General features: G+C 62.6%; 16 protein-coding genes. 6 read left to right on the top strand and 10 right to left on the bottom strand.

The window, feature by feature from the left end; genetic code table 11:
- Positions 1-120: 120 nt before the first annotated feature.
- Both U5G49_RS04945 and U5G49_RS04940 read right to left on the bottom strand, forming a co-directional pair.
- The gene (locus U5G49_RS04945; protein ID WP_018241227.1) at positions 121-561 is read right to left on the bottom strand and encodes a c-type cytochrome; all 441 of its coding nucleotides are present in this window, start codon (positions 559-561) and stop codon (positions 121-123) included.
- 190 nt (positions 562-751) lie between these two features.
- Positions 752-1387: a LysE family translocator gene (locus tag U5G49_RS04940; protein ID WP_018241226.1), complete on the bottom strand. Its 636-nt coding sequence runs from the start codon at positions 1385-1387 to the stop codon at positions 752-754.
- 128 nt (positions 1388-1515) lie between these two features.
- Between U5G49_RS04940 and U5G49_RS04935 the strand changes: the two genes are divergently transcribed.
- Positions 1516-2208, top strand: coding sequence for a helix-turn-helix transcriptional regulator (locus U5G49_RS04935; RefSeq protein WP_018241225.1), 693 nt, complete (start codon positions 1516-1518; stop codon positions 2206-2208).
- A gap of 51 nt (positions 2209-2259) precedes the next feature.
- On the opposite strand, the gene U5G49_RS04930 is transcribed toward U5G49_RS04935, so the two are convergent.
- Both U5G49_RS04930 and U5G49_RS04925 read right to left on the bottom strand, forming a co-directional pair.
- Positions 2260-3105 (bottom strand): metallophosphoesterase, encoded by an 846-nt coding sequence (locus tag U5G49_RS04930; protein ID WP_193444780.1) that lies wholly within the window; start codon positions 3103-3105, stop codon positions 2260-2262.
- A 137-nt stretch (positions 3106-3242) separates the two neighbouring features.
- Positions 3243-3845, bottom strand: a complete 603-nt coding sequence (locus U5G49_RS04925) for a superoxide dismutase (RefSeq protein ID WP_008528928.1) — start codon at positions 3843-3845, stop codon at positions 3243-3245.
- A 224-nt stretch (positions 3846-4069) separates the two neighbouring features.
- Between U5G49_RS04925 and U5G49_RS04920 the strand changes: the two genes are divergently transcribed.
- The 3 genes from U5G49_RS04920 to U5G49_RS04910 all read left to right on the top strand — a co-directional run bounded on the left by U5G49_RS04920 (position 4070) and on the right by U5G49_RS04910 (position 6163).
- Positions 4070-4396: a hypothetical protein gene (locus tag U5G49_RS04920; protein ID WP_028733845.1), complete on the top strand. Its 327-nt coding sequence runs from the start codon at positions 4070-4072 to the stop codon at positions 4394-4396.
- A 320-nt stretch (positions 4397-4716) separates the two neighbouring features.
- Complete coding sequence (locus U5G49_RS04915) at positions 4717-5370, top strand: class I SAM-dependent methyltransferase (RefSeq protein ID WP_018241222.1); 654 nt, start codon at positions 4717-4719, stop codon at positions 5368-5370.
- A 61-nt stretch (positions 5371-5431) separates the two neighbouring features.
- Positions 5432-6163: a sulfite exporter TauE/SafE family protein gene (locus tag U5G49_RS04910; RefSeq protein WP_018241221.1), complete on the top strand. Its 732-nt coding sequence runs from the start codon at positions 5432-5434 to the stop codon at positions 6161-6163.
- Positions 6164-6193: 30 nt separating this feature from the next.
- Here U5G49_RS04910 and U5G49_RS04905 read toward each other — a convergent pair whose 3' ends face one another.
- On the bottom strand, positions 6194-6538 hold the full coding sequence (locus U5G49_RS04905) for a nuclear transport factor 2 family protein (RefSeq protein ID WP_193444781.1): 345 nt from the start codon (positions 6536-6538) through the stop codon (positions 6194-6196).
- A gap of 332 nt (positions 6539-6870) precedes the next feature.
- Between U5G49_RS04905 and U5G49_RS04900 the strand changes: the two genes are divergently transcribed.
- The gene (locus U5G49_RS04900) at positions 6871-8106 is read left to right on the top strand and encodes a multidrug efflux MFS transporter (protein WP_193444782.1); all 1236 of its coding nucleotides are present in this window, start codon (positions 6871-6873) and stop codon (positions 8104-8106) included.
- Between the two features lie 103 nt (positions 8107-8209).
- Here U5G49_RS04900 and U5G49_RS04895 read toward each other — a convergent pair whose 3' ends face one another.
- Positions 8210-8824: a TetR/AcrR family transcriptional regulator gene (locus U5G49_RS04895; RefSeq protein WP_112906332.1), complete on the bottom strand. Its 615-nt coding sequence runs from the start codon at positions 8822-8824 to the stop codon at positions 8210-8212.
- Between the two features lie 117 nt (positions 8825-8941).
- On the opposite strand from U5G49_RS04895, the gene gstA reads away from it, so the two are divergent.
- Complete coding sequence (gstA, locus tag U5G49_RS04890) at positions 8942-9625, top strand: glutathione transferase GstA (protein ID WP_193444783.1); 684 nt, start codon at positions 8942-8944, stop codon at positions 9623-9625.
- A 36-nt stretch (positions 9626-9661) separates the two neighbouring features.
- Here gstA and nadE read toward each other — a convergent pair whose 3' ends face one another.
- The 4 genes from nadE to U5G49_RS04870 all read right to left on the bottom strand — a co-directional run bounded on the left by nadE (position 9662) and on the right by U5G49_RS04870 (position 14869).
- A complete protein-coding gene (gene nadE / locus U5G49_RS04885; protein ID WP_028733840.1) occupies positions 9662-10495 on the bottom strand; it encodes an ammonia-dependent NAD(+) synthetase in 834 nt (277 codons plus the stop codon).
- A 118-nt stretch (positions 10496-10613) separates the two neighbouring features.
- Positions 10614-11819, bottom strand: a complete 1206-nt coding sequence (locus U5G49_RS04880) for an adenylate/guanylate cyclase domain-containing protein (RefSeq protein ID WP_193444784.1) — start codon at positions 11817-11819, stop codon at positions 10614-10616.
- 30 nt (positions 11820-11849) lie between these two features.
- Positions 11850-13469, bottom strand: a complete 1620-nt coding sequence (locus tag U5G49_RS04875; RefSeq protein WP_193444785.1) for an MDR family MFS transporter — start codon at positions 13467-13469, stop codon at positions 11850-11852.
- Positions 13470-13567: 98 nt separating this feature from the next.
- Positions 13568-14869, bottom strand: a complete 1302-nt coding sequence (locus U5G49_RS04870; protein WP_182565369.1) for an HlyD family secretion protein — start codon at positions 14867-14869, stop codon at positions 13568-13570.
- Between the last annotated feature and the right edge of the window lie 5 nt (positions 14870-14874).

Here is a 14874-nt window from a genome sequence, read left to right as displayed (position 1 = left end):
CCGAGATTTTCCTGCTTGGAGCGGTTCTGCGACCAGCCCGCACGGGCGGAGAATAAGGTGATCCGCGCCGGCGGCAAGGCCGGCGCGGGTCGCGTATCAAGTTCCAGATCAAACGGCCTATCAATCCTTGATGCGATAGGCCTTGTGACAGCCGCCGCAATTGGCGCCGAGCGTGTTGACCGTGGCGCCGACGGCGGCGGCATCGGCCGGAAGCTGAGCCAGCGCGGTTTCGGCGTCGGTGGAGAGCTTGGCGGCGCGCGCCTTGAAGTCATCCATGTTTTCCCAGATCTTCGGGCTCGCCTCTTCGTCGCCCGTCTCCGTGCCCGGCTTGAACTGGTCGGGGAAGACCTTGGCCGTTGCGGCGATGGTCGTCAGCGCCGCCTTCACCGCCTCGGCGTCATAGGGCTTGGTGCCCTTGGCGATGGCTGCCAGGGCGCCGGCCGAACCGCCGATCTGCTTCATCAGCGCAATGCGCGAATCATGAGTACCGTCGGCGGCGGTCACCGAACCTAAGGCTATGCCGGCCATCGCTGCGGCGGCAGCTACTGCTTTCCAATTCATATTCCTCTCCATTTCTCCTCGGCCAACTGGCCGGAGGCCAATCTGCACCGGGAGCATGACAAAATCCATGCGTCCTGGCAGTCACGTTTTGCCGGAGCATCATAAAAACAATGTGATAGGCCGTTCTCTGCTTTTATGCATGTCGTTATCCCGGAACCGCTGCACACTTCCGGGCGACATGCAGTGGCGCTCAGGCGCTTTTCCACCCCTGCCAGAGGCTGAAGGCGGAGACGACAACCAGCAGCAGTCCGGCGAAGCGGCCGACAAAGGCCGTGACGTCAGGGTTGGCGACGAGCAGGTCGCGGCTGCGGCCGGCCGTCATCGCCAGCGTGCCGTAGATGGCAAACTGGGTGACGACAGTCATGACGCCCATGATCAGCCCCTGCATCCAGATCGGGCCATATTCCGGTCTGAGGAACTGCGGGTAGACGGCAAACATGAAGATATAGGCCTTCGGGTTGACCAGACAGGTGACGGCGCCCTGGCGGAAGGCGCGCCAGCCGGAGTGCGCCGTTCCCGGGCCAACCGCCTCGACGGTGATCGAACTGCGGATCAGCGAAATGCCGATCCAGATCATGTAGGCGACGCCGGCAAAGAGCAGCACGTTGAAAAGCTGCGGCAGCATGGTGACGAGCACGCCGACGCCGGCTGCGCCATAGGCCGAATGCACGGCGCCGCCGGCCATGATGCCGCCGGTCGCCGCCAGCCCGCGTTTGACGCCGCCGGTTAGCGAATTGGCGAGCACGAAGAGCATGTCCATACCCGGCACGATGATGATGCCGAAGAGAAGGGTGAAGAAGAGCCAGAGGTTTTCGTGGTAGTTCATGTCAGTTACCGCCTTGAGTTCTGCGGGCCGTTTTGAAAGACCCTGATTGATTTCAATCTGATAGGCGGCTCTATACGGGAACCCAACTGACAGTGTATTGTCAGGAGCGTGGCGGATGGGAGAGGTAAATGCGCAAGGCCTCGCGGCTTTTCGAGATCATTCAGATCCTCAGGCTGGCAAAAAAGCCGATGACGGCGGCGACGATGGCGGAGACGCTCGAGGTAACCGTGCGCTCGATCTATCGCGACATCGCCGCCCTTCAGGCGATGCGGGTGCCGATCGAAGGCGGGCGCGGCATCGGCTACATCATGCGGCCGGGCTTCGACCTGCCGCCGCTAATGTTCTCGATCGAGGAGATGGAGGCGATCGTGCTGTCGCTGGCGCTGCTCGAACGGACGGCGGACGAGGAGCTGAAGCAGGCCGCGCGCCGGGTCAACCGGAAGATATCAGGCGCCGTGCCGCCGCCGCTGCGCCAGGCAATGGACAACAAGGCGCTCTATGCCTGGGGCTCGATCGCGCAGCCGGCCGGCTTCGACCTGGCGATCGTGCGCCGCGCGATCCGTGACGAACGCAAGCTGATGCTCGGCTACCGTGACGAACTCGGCCGCGCCAGCGAGCGGACGATCCGGCCGGTCGCGCTGATCTACTATTCGCAGACCGCCAATATCGTCGCCTGGTGCGAGCTGCGCCAGGCGATCCGCAATTTCCGCAGCGACAGGGTGGAGCGCTGCGCGACGAGCGAGGATTTCTTCAAAGGCGACGGCGACCGGCTGCGGGAGCTTTGGACCAGTGGGTGGACGGAGAAGGCTGTGCCTGCCTGATATCAGCCGTTCGGTCGATCATCGACACGCTCGGTTCGCGCTGTTTCGCAACTAGTAAGCCAGCGTGCGGCTCACCTCGCGGCCGAAGCCGCGGATTTCGATGCGGTCTGTATAAACCTCGACGATCGCGAAGGCGTTTTCCGTCTCGGTGTCGACCACGCCCTTGAAATTGACGAAGTGACAGGCGCCGGCCATGCCGTAGTTGCCGACGTGGTCGTGGCCGTTGAGATAGGCAACAACATTGCTGGTGGAGGCAAGCAGCTCGACGATGCGCTCGCTGTCCCACATGCCGTGCTCACTGGGCGGATGAATGGGATAGTGATTCATGACGATCACCTTTTCGCCGGCCTCGGCCGCTTTTGCGATTTCATCGCCAAGCCAGGCGAATTGTTCGTCGCTCAGCGCGGCATTCCAGCGATGCGCATTCCTGGCACCCTTGGCCTGCAGCTCTGCCAGCATCCGAGCTGCCAGCGCACGATGATGATGGCCTTCGGGCGGCGCGAAGATGCTGACCTCGTTGCCGTCGAGCACGATAAAGCGCCAGCCGTGACGCAAGAAGCTATAATAGGGCGATGGCATGCCGAGGCGCGCGGCGACTTCGGACAAGTGTCCAGCAGAGACCGAGAAATCGTGGTTGCCGAGCAGGAAGAGCGCCTCGTGCCTGAGCTTCTCATAGACCGGCAGGATATCGTCGAAGCTTGAAAAGCTGCGGTCGATGACATCGCCGAGCGTCATGACGAAGCTCAATTCCCAGTCGTTGAACACCTCGATCGCCGCGGCGACCTTGGCGAGGCTGTTGGCGTAATAGCGATCCATCGCCACATGCGGCGCGATCGCCGCATATTGCGGGTCGGCGATGACGCCGAAGCGGAACAAGGGAGACGCAGAGGAAGACATGGGGCGTGATTAGGAGCGGCTGGTGACAGGGATGTGACGGCTTCGTGTGAAAACGAAACACCCGGCGTTTGAGGCGCCGGGTGTCAAATTCGAAGAGGCGGACGACATCGCCGCCATGGCGGCTGGTCTGGTACCGCTTACTTCGTGGCTTCTTCGTAGCGTTCCAGGACGTAGTCCCAGTTGATCAGGCTATCGACGAAGGCTTCGAGATATTTCGGGCGGGCGTTGCGATAGTCGATGTAATAGGAGTGTTCCCAGACGTCGACGCCGAGGATCGGGGTGGCGCCGTGAACCAGCGGGTTTTCGCCGTTCGGGGTCTTGGAGATTTCGAGCTTGCCGTTCTTGACGGAAACCCAGGCCCAGCCGGAGCCGAACTGGGTGGCGCCGGCATTGGCGAAATCGGCCTTGAACTTGTCATAGCCGCCGAGATCGGAGGTAAAGGCCGCTTCGAGTTTGCCCGGCAGCTTGTTGCCGCCGCCGCCCTTCTTCATCCACTTCCAGAAATGGATGTGGTTGTAGTGCTGGGCCGCGTTGTTGAAGAGGCCGGCATTGGTGCCGAAGGACTTCTTGACGACGTCTTCGAGCGAGAGGTCCGAAAGACCGGCTTCGGCGGCGAGCTTGTTGCCGTTGTCGACATAGGCCTTATGGTGCTTGTCGTGGTGGAACTCCAGCGTTTCCTTCGACATGAAGGGAGCAAGCGCTTCGTAATCATAGGGAAGTTCAGGCAATTCGAAAGCCATGTCAGATCTCCTCTTGGCAATTGATTGCGTCTCGGCAGGTGAGGCGGAACATAGGAGCGGAAAGGGGGAGAGGCAACCGGCGATTATCAAAAAACGACCGGCCGGAGGAAAATTTGCCTCAGTTACAGGGTTGGAGTCGCGCGTAGAAATCGCTTGGGCAAATCAATGGGAATGCCCGCCCCGAAAACCGCTTTGCCTGTTATGGAGATCAACGGAGCCCCGATATGAACAGGAATATAATCCAGCCTCTCACTGCCGCCGTACTGCTTTGCCTGGCAGGTACGGCGCATGCCTCCTCCGATGACGCCTGGAAGCAGCTCGCCGCCGACGTCGAGGCCAAATGCAAGAAGGCAGCGGTCACGATCGAGAAGCCCAGCACCACGGTCGATCCGTTCGGCAGCTCGCATTATGGGCTTGCCCTGGTGACAGGCAAGCCGAAGGGCGCCAAGGGGCTGATCGCCCAGATCTGCGTCTACGACAAGCAAAAGAAAACCGTCGAGATCGGCAGCGAACTGGACGCCAAACAGCTTGGGCTGATGCCGGCAAAATAGGCTGTAGCGGGGTCACCCCAAAGTGCCCCCCGGTGTGGATCTGTGCCTTGGGTCACATTTCGCCGGGAACCGGAACCTACCCTTAGGAGTTGAGAGGCTGGGCTTTAGAGCGGTTCAGCTTTTGAGAGAAGCACAGAACCGCTCAAATCTTTTTATTTGATGCAATTCCTGGGGAACCGCTTTCCACTTTTCCTGGGCTTGCGACTGCATAATTCCCTAAAGCAGAATTGATTTAGGGGCAAAATTATGCAGCAATTCAAAGTGTTACAGCGCCCTTTGCGCGTCCGAAAAGACGTGCGGCGCTGTAGGGAGGTGCCGGCATGTCAGAGCTTCGCAGCAGGGCGGAAGATCAGCAAAAAATCTATCAGCGTTGGGCGCCGGTCTATGACCGCGTCTATCGCGGCATCCTGCGCGATGGCCACCGCAAGCTTGCTGCACTCGCGGCCGCAGCCGGCACCGATATTCTGGAAATCGGCGTCGGCACCGGCCTGACGCTCGGGCATTACCCGCGCCACTGCCGGGTAACCGGCATCGACATTTCCGAACACATGATCGCGCGGGCGCGTGAAAAGGCGAAACGCGAGAAGCTGCAGCATGTGCGGGCGCTTGATGTGATGGATGCCCATGCGCTTACCTTTGCCGACCGGTCTTTCGATGCGGTCTGCCTGCCCTTCGTCATCACGCTCATCCCCGAGCCCGAACGGGCGCTTGACGAATGCGCGAGAGTGCTCAGGCCGGGCGGCGAGATCATCCTTGCCAGCAAGCTTGGCGACGGCGCCGGTCTGCAGGGCGCGATCGAGACGGCGGTGGCGCCGCTGGTGCGTCACATCGGCTGGTCCTCCGCCTTCCGCGTTCACCGCATCGTCGCCTGGGCCGAGCGCCGCGGTGATTTCGCGCCTGCCGATATTCTGCCGGTCTTTCCGAACGGCTTCTTCAAGATCGTCAGGCTGAAGCAGCACGGACTTGCCGCCTGAGACCGGAAACTTTTTCCCGGCGTCGCTTATTCTGATGCTACCGTTTGTCTGAGGGGACTGCATGACATCGGATTTCTTTTTCTTCATCGTCGTGGGTTTCTGCGCGCAGATCGTCGACGGCGCACTCGGCATGGCCTTCGGCGTGCTGTCGACGACCAGCCTTCTCGCCTTCGGGGTGCCGGCGGCCAATGCCAGCGCCATGACGCATGTGGCGGAAATGTTCACCACCGCCGCCTCGGGCATCTCGCACGCCTATCATCGCAACGTCGATTGGCGCCTCGTGGCGCGGCTCGCACCGGCCGGCATGATCGGCGGCGCGATCGGCGCCTATCTGCTGGCCAATATCGACGGCAAGGTGATCGCGCCCTTCGTGTCGGCCTATCTGATCGCGATCGGGCTGGTGATCCTCTACAAAGCCTTTCGGCCGCCGCCGAAACGGGATGTCCGCGACTGGATGGTGCCACCGGTCGGGCTTTGCGGCGGCGTGCTCGATGCGATCGGCGGCGGCGGATGGGGGCCGATCGTCACCAGTTCGCTGGTCAGCCGCGGCCATGATCTGAAACGGGTGATCGGCTCGACCAATTTCACCGAATTCGCGGTGACGCTGACGATTTCCCTGACCTTCATGCTGACGCTCGGCTGGTCGGAACTCAATTCGGCGATCGGCCTGATCATCGGCGGCGTCATCGCCGCCCCCTTCGGCGCGATCCTCGTCAAACGGCTGCCGGTGCGGCCGCTGATGGTGGCGGTCTCGATGATCATCATCGGCACGTCGGCAATGCGGCTCCTGTAAAGCAGTGGCGCGTCCCCGTCTCGGCCGAGCTTACAAACTGCGGCCGAAATAGACATCCACGGAGGCGATCTTGTCGCCGCGGAAGCGAAGGCTCTCGATGTTGCGGAAGCTGCCGCCATCCCGTTTTTTGGCGCGATAGCGGATGACCGCCTCGTCGCCGTCGATCGCCAGGAATTCGATGTCAAAGCCGCGGAAGACCGGCTCCTTCGGCCAGCAGCGCTCGAAATAGCTCGCCCGGTCGATGTGGTCATCGCGCGGACTGGAGAAGGTGAAATCCTCCGTCAACATCGCACCGACGATATCCTTGCGGTCGTCGAGATAGGCGGCGTAGAGATGACGGACAGTCTGCTCTCGGGATGTGCGCATGTCGCTCATGGCAATGTCCTTGGATTGACCGATTGCATAACGCAATCGGTCATGTTGTAGCAGTTTTGTCCGAGAGGGTCCAGATTGCGGCTCTCATTTCCGAAGACAGGCCACCAATGCGGAAGCGCCATCTTGAAGGATGGGCCATAGCGCGGTTATATCAGCGCGTGCCCGCCCTGGAACGGCGAGCGCATGCACCGTTACGGCCTATGCGTTCGACCTCGAAAAACTCGATCTCAGGACAGTTTCACCCGCGCCGATCTCCTCGCCGCGGCAAAGGGCACATTGTTTCACCATGCGTGCGGAACTTCGCCCGCGCGATCAATGCCGGGGCCGAGAGAATGACCGATACGCAATTGGACGCCGCCAGCGCCAGGCCCGGCTCGATCCACTGGAAGCGCAATCTCACCATCTCGCTGAGCGGCTCCTTCACCACGATCGTGGCGATGACGCTGCTGCTTCCCTTCCTGCCGCTTTATGTCGAGGAACTCGGTGTCAGCGACCATGCTGACATCGTGCAGTGGTCGGGTATCGCCTATGGCGCCACCTTCTTTGCCGCGGCTCTCGTCGCGCCGCTCTGGGGCCGGCTCGGCGATATTTACGGCCGCAAGCTGATGCTGGTGCGCGCCAGCCTCGGCATGACGCTGGCGATCTCGCTGATGGGCATGGCCGGTAATGTCTGGCAGCTGGTGGCCCTGCGCTTCTTCGTCGGGCTTGCCGGCGGTTATGCCTCCGGTTCGATGGTGCTGGTGGCGACGCAGACGCCGAAGGACCGTTCGGCCTGGGCGCTCGGCGTGCTCTCCTCCGGCATCATGGCCGGCAATCTCGTCGGGCCGCTGGTCGGCGGGGCGCTGCCGCCGATCATCGGCATCCGCGGCACGTTTCTCGCCGCCGGTGGCATGATCTTCCTCGCCTTTCTCGCCACGGCCTTGCTGATCAAGGAAGAGAAATCGCCGGCTCGCAAGCAGGCGGCCAAGGCCAGCGGCGGCTGGAAATCCATTGCCGATAAGCGGCCCGTCATCGCCATGCTGGCGACCGGCATGCTCTTGATGTTCGCCAATATGTCGATCGAGCCGATCATCACCGTCTATGTCGCGCAGCTCGTGCCCGTCGAAGCCCAGGTGACGATGATATCGGGCATCGTCATGTCGGCCGCTGCCCTCGGCAGCATTCTCTCGGCCTCATGGCTCGGCAAGCTCGCCGACAGGATCGGCCATTGGCCGGTGATTTCAGGCGCGCTCGCCGTCGCCGGGCTGCTGCTGATCCCGCAGGCCTTCGTCACCAGCTCCTGGCAGCTGATCATCCTGCGTTTCCTGATGGGCGCAGCACTCGGCGGGCTGCTGCCCTGCATCGCCGCTGTTATCCGCCACAGCGTGCCGGACAGTGCGGCCGGCAGCATTCTCGGGCTTTCCATCTCGTCGCAATATGTCGGCCAGGTGGCCGGCCCCATCCTTGGCGGCTTTGTCGGCGGGCATATCGGCATGCGGGCGGTGTTCCTCGGCACGTCAGTACTGCTTCTTGCCGGCGCTGCCTATTCCTGGATGGTACGGCCGAGGGATCGGCAGACATCGAGCTAGAGCATGATGCCGAAAAGTGTGAGCGGTTTTCGGACGACATCATGCTCTAACTTTTAGAACAGGATTCAGATTTTAGGCCGACCGGGCCTAAAATCATCCTGTTCTAGGGGGCGCTCCCGCAGATCAGCTCGACGCCCGACCGGGCGATCGCTTCCAGCGTCTCGCGGCTGTCGCCGGCGCGGGCGCGGACGGCGAGCGAATGCATGACGGCGGAGGCGAGCCTTGCAAGCATCTGCGGATCGGCGCTTTGGGGAAGCTCGCCCCTGTCCACGGCAAGGCGCATGCGCTTTTCGATCTCGTCGTCGAAATCATTGAGGCTGCGGCCGAGCACCTCGCGGACCCGCTCATGCTGGATCGCCTCGGCCGACGCCGTGCCGATCAGCAGACAGCCGCGGGCAGCGGTTTCACCGTGCAGATAGATCGCCAGCGCACCGGCATAGACGCGGGCGATGTTGTCGCGCAACGGCAGTGACGGGTCGAGCGCCTCAGTCAGCACGTCCATGCCGTCCTGCCGATACCCCTCCAGCGTATCGAGATAGAGATCCTCCTTGTCGCCGAAGGCGCCGTAGAGGCTCGGGCGGTTGAGGTTGGTCGCAGCGCTCAGATTGTCGAGCGAGGCGGCGGCATACCCCCTGTCCCAGAAGACATCCCGCGCCTTGCCGAGCGCCGCCTTGGCGTCGAAGGCCCTTGGGCGGCCGCGCTTCTTTTCGTCCTTCATATTTTGTACCGTTTCGCAGTAAATTCTTGACGAAGATTATTTTATGCGAAACAGTACAAATGTTCAAACGCTATCGGCGGGCGGCATCGACCGCCTCCCCAAGGAGAGGAAACCGCAATGAAACTCTATATGCACGCAGCCGCCTGTTCGCTTTCGCCGCACATCATCTGCCGTGAGCTGGGGCTTGATATCGAGCTCGTCCAGGTCGACCGGCAGACCCACAGGACGAGCGACGGCGAGGATTACCTCGCCATCAACGGCAACGGCTATGTGCCGGCGCTGATGCTCGACGATGGCAAGGTGCTGACCGAGGGGCCGGCGATCGTGCAGTTCCTCGCCGACAGCGTGCCGGAAGGGGCAGCTATGTTGCCTGATGTCGGCGACATCCGCCGCAACGAGGTGCAATCCTATCTCAACTTCATCACCGCCGAGCTGCACAAGCCGATGGTGTTGCTCTTCAACCCGATTTATTCCAGCGTTCATGGCGAGGTCCGCGCGCTGATCTCGAAGCGGCTCACCTGGCTGAACGGCCGTCTTGCCGGACCCTATCTTACCGGCGATGCCTTCACGGTGGCAGATGCCTATCTCTTCGTCTGCCTGAACTGGTCGCCCTGGACCGACATCGATCTCAGGCAATGGCCTGATCTGCACGGCTTCATGGCCCGGGTGGCGGCACGACCGAAGGTGCGCGAGGCGCTGCAGGCCGAAGATCTCGAGGCCTTCGATGCCGACGGCGTCTATTTTGCACCACACGCCTATCTCGCCTCATCAGGACGGACCGGCTCGCCGGTCAGGCCGTAAACGCTATGTCGGCCACACCCGCGACACCGAGGGGCATCAGAGGGCGTTGACGGCGACCGGCAGGGCGCGCTTGTGGCCGGTCGCCCGATAGGCGGCGAGGATGCGGCGGCGGGCGATCTCGCCGACCGGCTTGCCTTCGAGAAAATCGTCGATCTCGTCATAGCTGACGCCATAGGCCTCCTCGTCGGGACGCAATGGGCGCTGGTCCTCGAGATCGGCGGTCGGCACCTTGAACACCAGCTCGTCCGGGGCGCCGAGCCGCTTTGCCAGCAGGCGGACCCGGCGCTTGTTAAGGCCGGCGAGCGGCAGGATATCGGCCGCGCCATCGCCGAACTTGGTGAAGAAGCCCATGACCGCCTCGGCCGCATGATCGGTGCCGATGACGAGGCCGCCAAGCGCCCCGGCCAAGGCAAACTGGGCGATCATCCGCTGGCGGGCCTTGATATTGCCGAGGATGAAATCCTGTCGGCCCGCATCGGCAAAGGCGAGGCCGCCGTTTAACGCGGCGCCAAGCATCGCATCCGCCGGCGCCTTGATGTTGACTACCATCGAGCGGTCGGCGCCGATCGTTTCCAGCGCCCTCACCGCATCCGCCTCATCAGCCTGGACACCGTAGGGAAGGCGCACGGCGATGAATTCGGCCGCGTGGCCGCTGTCCCGCAGCTCGCGCACCGCCTTCTGGGCAAGCAACGCTGCCGTCAGCGAATCGACGCCACCGCTGATGCCGAGGACGTAGCCGCGCATGCCCGAAGCGATGAGATAATCCTTGAGGAAACCGGTTCGCCGTTCGATCTCGCGCTCAGGGTCGATGTCGGCGGCGACACCCAGTTCGCGGATGATCTCACCTTGTTCGTCGAACAGCACAGTCATAAGCCTCTTCCTCCCCGCTTGCGGAATTTCGGCGCCACTATGGCGAAAAGATGGGGGGAAGACGAAGCCGTTTCGGGCAGACCTGCCATGCATTTTATGCAAGTGGGCGGTTTGGCACCTACCGCACGATCGTGAACAGCTCCACCGGATCGGCAAAACCCTTCAGCCTGTGCGCCCCGACAGAGACGGCATCCCCTGCCCCGGCCTCCTCACGGAACGGCGCCGACATCAGCAAGGGCTCTCCCAGTTCGCTGCAGGCGGTCTGGATGCGGCTGACCAGGTTGACGTCGCCGCCGATCAGGGTGAAGTCGAGGCGGCGGCCGGAGCCGACATTGCCGTAGCTGACCTCGCCGTAATGCAGGGCGATGCCGGCCTTCACGCCGAGGCCCTCATATTGGAAATGGTCGATCTCATCAAGGATAGCGCGGGCCGATGCCAGGGCCGCGCCGCACGAATGGGCGGCATCATAGCCCGGGAAAAAGGCAAGCACGGCGTCGCCCATGAATTTCATCACCTCGCCGCCTTCGCGGGTGATGGCCGGCACGATTTTATCGAAGTAGGCGTTGAGCAGGCCGAGCACGGTGCTGCCCGGCAGCCGGTTCGACAGTTCGGTAAAGCCTCTGAGATCACAGAGCAGCAGGGCTGCCTCCATCGATTCGACCTCGTCGCGGCGGATGCGGCCGGCCAGGATGCGGCTTGCCGTCAGCGGGCCGATATAGGTATCGAGCAGGCTGAGCTCGACCTGGCGAAGGATGCGCAGTTCGCTGGTGTTGCGCAGCGCCGGCAGGATGCGCTCGATCACCTGACGTTCGGAGGCGGTAAAGCCACCCGGCCGCTTCGTACCGAAGACGGCGGCGCTGACCGGGCCGTCGACATTGCAAAGTGGCGCGATGACGAGCTGCATCAGGCCGCGATCGGCAAAGACATCGATATGCTGCCAGCGGCCATGCACACTTTCTCTGGTATCGACCACAAGCGGTTCGCGGGTTTCCATGACCTTGCGCAGTGGCGTATTTGATATGGCGACCCGGGCGCCGTGTTCCCGGTCGTGGATCTCGACCGGTTCGCCCGGCGCCCAGGCGATGGTGCGGCCGATGAACTCGGGATGCAGCGTCATCAGATGCAAGGTCAGCCGGTCGACCGGCAGGCCGAGCGCCTGGAGCCTGCGGCCGAGGCCGGAGACGAGGCCCGCTTCGTCGAGCGCGTGGCATTCATCGCCGGAGAGCCATTCGATGATGGAGAGCAGCGCAGCGGCGCTGACGGCATGGCCGGCGGTCTTCGTTTGGAGCCTGTCGGTATCGGGAGCATAGATCGCTGACGTCATGGCTTTCTCCTCCTTGAGGGAGGCGGGGCGCTAGTGAGCGCCGCCGCCGGAGAGTTGACCGGGTTTCCTGAGAAGCAGGGTTGCAAGCAGGGCGACGACGAGAGCGACGCCGAGCAGGAAGAAGGTGTCACTGAAGGCCATGATATTGGCCTGCTTGCGTATTTTCAGCGCGATGGCGACGACGGCCTTGTGCCCGGCGAGCGCCTGATCGCTGACGCCGTGGCTCATGAAATAGCCGGTGAGCCTGGCGATGCGATCGCGGGTGGCTTCCTCGAAGACCGAGACCGAGTTGGTGAGGATGTTCGAGTGGAACTGTTCGCGCTTCGACAGGAAGGTCTGCAGCGAGGCGATGCCGACGGCGCCGCCGAGATTGCGCATCATGTTGAAGAGTGCCGAAGCCGAACCGGCATTTTCCTGCTCGATGCCTGCGGTAGCGATTGCCGAGAGCGGCGTGAAGACGAGCGCCTGGCCGATGGCGCGGACGATGTTCGGCCAGAACAGCTGATCGCTCGCATAATCGCCGGTCATATGCACATTCATGAAATTCGAGGCGGCGAAAAGGGCAAAGCCGACGACGATCAGCAGGCGGACGTCGAAACGCTTCATCAGGCGCGGCACCAGCGGGATCAGCAGCAGCTGCGGGATGCCGGTCCAGGCGAGAACCATGCCGATCTGCTCGGAATTATAGCCCTGGATGCGGGTCAGATAGATCGGCAGCACGAAGACCGAGCCGTAAAGCGCGATGCCGAGCAGGAAATTGGCGACGATGCCGAAGCCGAAATTGCGGCGCACCAGCAGGCGAAGGTTCAGCAGCGGATTGGCAGTCTTCAGCTCGATGATCAGGAACAGCGTCAGCGAGACGGCAGCGATAACAGACAGGCGGACAATGAAATCGGAGCCGAACCAATCTTCCTTGTTGCCCTCTTCCAGCACGGTCTGCAGGGCCGCAAGGCCGATCGCCATGGTGACGATGCCCGGCCAGTCGCCCTTGGCAAGCAGCTTCAGGTTCATCGGCGCGCGGTCGAGCGAGACCCAGAGCAGGCCGACCATCAGCGCGCCGGGCACCAGGTTGACGTAGAAGATATGTTCCCAGCCCCAGTTCTCGGTGAGATAACCGCCGATCGTCGGGCCGATCGCCGGCGCGAAGGTGGCAGACAGGGCAAAGAGCGCGAGACCGATCGGCTGCTTGGCCTTGGGCAGCAGGGTGATGATGATGGTGAAGGCCATCGGGATCAGCACGCCGCCGGAAAAGCCCTGAATGGCGCGCAGGATGATCATCTGCTGCAGATTGGCCGCGAAGGCGCAGGCGACGGAGAAGATGAGAAAGAGGATGGCGTTGACAAGCAGATAGTTACGGACCGAGAAGACGCGCGCCAACCAGGCGCTCAGCGGAATGACGACAATTTCGGCGATCAGATAGGAAGTCGAAATCCAGCCGCCGTCATCCGTGCCGGCGCCGATCGCGCCCTGGATATCGGCAAGCGAGGCGTTGACGATCTGGATGTTGAGGACGGCCATGAAGGCGCCGAGCGTCGAACCGACAACGGCTGCCCACATGCGCAGAGGGCTCATGACGGCAGGTGCCACGGGCGCTGCGGCGGCGGGGCGCGTCAGCGAATTGCCGTTTGCGGCGATCTGAAGAGTGGCCATGGCTTATCTCCTTCCAGCTCTCGCGGGAAACTTTCTCATGACGGGAATCGGGTGATCATTCGGAAATGATCGGGATCATTGGGCGAAGAAGGGAAGGATCATCCAGCGTGGCTGGATAATCCCTCTTCGGCCGCCCCAGAGGCTTGGGCAGGCTTGGTCTCGCCAACCTTGGTCTCGGCAGCTCGGGTTTGGGCAGCCTTGGTATCGATTTCAGGCTCGACCGACATGCCCGAGCGCAACAGCCCGCTCGGCGCTTCGTCGTCGATGACGATCTTGACCGGGATACGCTGAACGATCTTGGTGAAATTGCCGGTGGCATTGTCCGGCGGCAGCAGCGAGAATTCCAGGCCGCTTGCCGGCGAAACGCTGTCGACATGTCCCTTGATCGAGATATCGGGAAAGCTGTCGACCTTAATCTCGACCGACTGGCCGGGGCTGATATAGGTCAGCTGCGTTTCCTTGAAATTGGCGACGACATAGACCGCATGCAGCGGCACGACGGCCATGAGCTGCGTGCCCGAGGTGACATACTGGCCGACCCGGATCGACCGGGCGCCGACCGTGCCGTCAACGGCAGCGACGATGTCCGTATAGGAGAGGTTGAGCTCTGCTTGGTGGGCGGCGGCGGCCGCACGGTCGCGCTGGGCAACGGTCTGTTCGCGCTGGGTCTGAAGCACCGGCACCTTATTCTGAGCCGTGACGAGGGCTGCCCGGTCGCGCTCGACGGCAGCAGCGGCCTGGTCACGGGCCGACTGGGTCTGTTCGGCGCGAGACTGGGTGCCGGCGCCGTTGGTGATCAGGCGGGCCGAGCGGGCGGCATCGGACACGGCAAAATCCAACGACGCCTGCGAGGCATCGATCGTCGCCCTCGCCTGCTCGATCACCGATTGCTGCAAGGAGATCTGGGCGTCGATATTGGTGATGGCGGCTTCGGCCGCCTTCACATCGGCTCTGGCCTGCGACAGTGCAGCCTGGAAGTCGCGATCGTCGATGCGGGCGAGAACCTGGCCGGCCTTGACCGCGTCATTGTCGTTGACCAGCACCTGGCTGATATAGCCGGCGACCTTCGGGGCGACAGTGGTGTAATCGGCCTTCACATAGGCATCGTCGGTGGTTTCGATGAAGCGGCCGACCGTCCAGTAGCGATAGCCGAAATCGCCCGCGAAAGCGACGCCGGCAAGCAGCGCGGCGGCAATGACGGCGCGCTTGACGATCCGACGGCCGGTCTTTTTGGGCGCTTCCGCGACTGATGCGTCCGCAGCCGGTACTTCGACGACCGGCGCTTCAGAGACAGGCATGGCGGGCGCCTCGGCGGCCGGCGCCCTGGCGGCTTCCTCGGCCAAGATCTGCTCGGCCTGCTTCGCACTTTCGAAAACTTGCCTGTGGGGTAACTCGACCATCGCAA

This window comes from Rhizobium indigoferae (assembly GCF_034554815.1).
In the GTDB taxonomy this organism is placed as follows: Bacteria; Pseudomonadota; Alphaproteobacteria; order Rhizobiales; family Rhizobiaceae; genus Rhizobium; species Rhizobium leguminosarum.
The sequence above is the reverse complement of the archived record's forward strand: the minus strand, read 5'-3'. Positions and strand labels throughout refer to the sequence as shown.